The sequence below is a fragment of the Actinotalea sp. genome (assembly GCF_035443605.1).
Taxonomy (GTDB): domain Bacteria; phylum Actinomycetota; class Actinomycetes; order Actinomycetales; family Cellulomonadaceae; genus Actinotalea.
Window position 1 is genome coordinate 1 of the sequence record NZ_DAORSQ010000219.1, and the last position, 1,523, is coordinate 1,523.

Sequence of the window (1,523 nt, forward strand, 5' to 3'; positions counted from 1 at the left end):
CCGGGACGGATCAGGAACCGAGGGGCGCCCGCGCCCCGGCACCCACCGCGGCGGCCCAGAGCATCGAGGCGAGGGTGCCGATGACGAACCGCTCGGACACGTCCGGGTGGTCCCGCAGCTCGGGGTAGCGGCCGAGCCCCTTGACCGCCACGACGAAGGCGATGCCCGACGGGTAGCCAGCCAGGAGCGTCGCGGTGATCGCGAGCCGCTCGAGGATGCCGATCCAGGTCCCGCCCCGCAGCGCGGTCCGAGGTGGGGGCGCAGCCTCGCCGTCGGCCGCACCGAGGAGGTCGGCGATGTCACGCGGTGCGGCCTCGCCCGGACCGCGGCTCAGGGTGCCACCGGGACCGGGGTCGGCGGCATCGTCGGGACCGGGGTCGGCGGTGTCGTCGGGACCGCGGTCGGCGGTGTCGTCGGTTGCGGGGTCCGCGGCATCGCCCGTCGCCCGGCCCGGCTGGTCCCCGGAGTCCTCGGAACGCGCCGCGACGCGCAGCACGCCGGCGGTCAGCGGCCAGCCCCCGAGCCCGCTGAGGAGCAGCGCGGCGGCCCCGACGAGCAGCATGAGCGCGATGCTCATCGATCCCCCTTCGCGTCACCGGCCTCGTGGGCCCCGGCGGCCTCGTCGAGCAGCCGCGCCGCGAGCGGGCGCACCGCGGCCTCCTCGGACCATAGCGCCGTGCGCAGACGCTGGCTCACGGCCTGCTGCGTCACGCCGAGCCGCGCCGCCACCTCGACCTGCGTGGCACCCGCCGCGTCCTCGATCGCGTCGACCACGGCCCACCCGTGGTCGGTGCGCCGCGCGAGCACGGAGCCGAGCAGCGTCAGCACGGCCTCCGCGTCCGCCGCCGACCGCTCGGCCACCCCATCGACGGCCACCGGCACGGGCCGGCTGCGCGACTTCGCGCGCTCGACGGCTGACCTGGCGAGCACGAAGGCCTCCCCCGAGCCGGCGCGGGCCGACGCCGGCAGCGGCTCCTCCACGGGGCCTGCGCCGATGCCGACGGACCACCCCTCGCGGCGCAGCATGCGCAGCACGAGGTCGACGACCACCACGGGGTCGTCGAGCACCGCCTGGACCTCGTCACCCACGGTGCGCTCGAAGGCCCGCACCACGCCGTCGGCGCCCTCGAGGTCCGCCAGCTCGGCAAGCAGCCCCTCGACCCGGTCCCCCACGCGCCTGCTGCCCTGCTGATCCATCGTCACCACGAACATCCCACAAGCCTACCCACTTGTCCTGGACTCAACAACACCTATGACTTGTTCAGTGCCGCTCAGCGCGCGGTCCGGGCCGACTTCTCGGCGGAAACCGGTCGTCTGGCGACCAGAATGTGCGCAGAACTCCGTCGGCGGTGCGTCAGGGCGGTGCGTCGGGGCGGTGCGTCAGTGCGGCGGGGCGGTGCGTCAGTGCGGCGGGGCGGTCGCTCTGGGCGCGCCCGGATGAGCTCAGCGCTGGACCGCGGGGCGGCGCCGCACTAGGACGTGTTGACTAAGTCGGTCTTGATCCAGATGAGGGTGGCTGCGAG

The 1,523-nt window shown here is 75.2% G+C and carries 2 protein-coding genes; both read right to left on the minus strand.

The window, feature by feature from the left end; genetic code table 11:
• Window positions 1-10: 10 nt before the first annotated feature.
• A complete protein-coding gene (locus PKY62_RS13330) occupies window positions 11-577 on the minus strand; it encodes a hypothetical protein (RefSeq protein WP_324537749.1) in 567 nt (188 codons plus the stop codon).
• Window positions 574-1,212 (minus strand): sigma factor-like helix-turn-helix DNA-binding protein, encoded by a 639-nt coding sequence (locus PKY62_RS13335; protein ID WP_324537751.1) that lies wholly within the window; start codon window positions 1,210-1,212, stop codon window positions 574-576. The genes PKY62_RS13330 and PKY62_RS13335 overlap by 4 nt, the downstream gene beginning before the upstream one ends.
• Window positions 1,213-1,523: the final 311 nt, after the last annotated feature.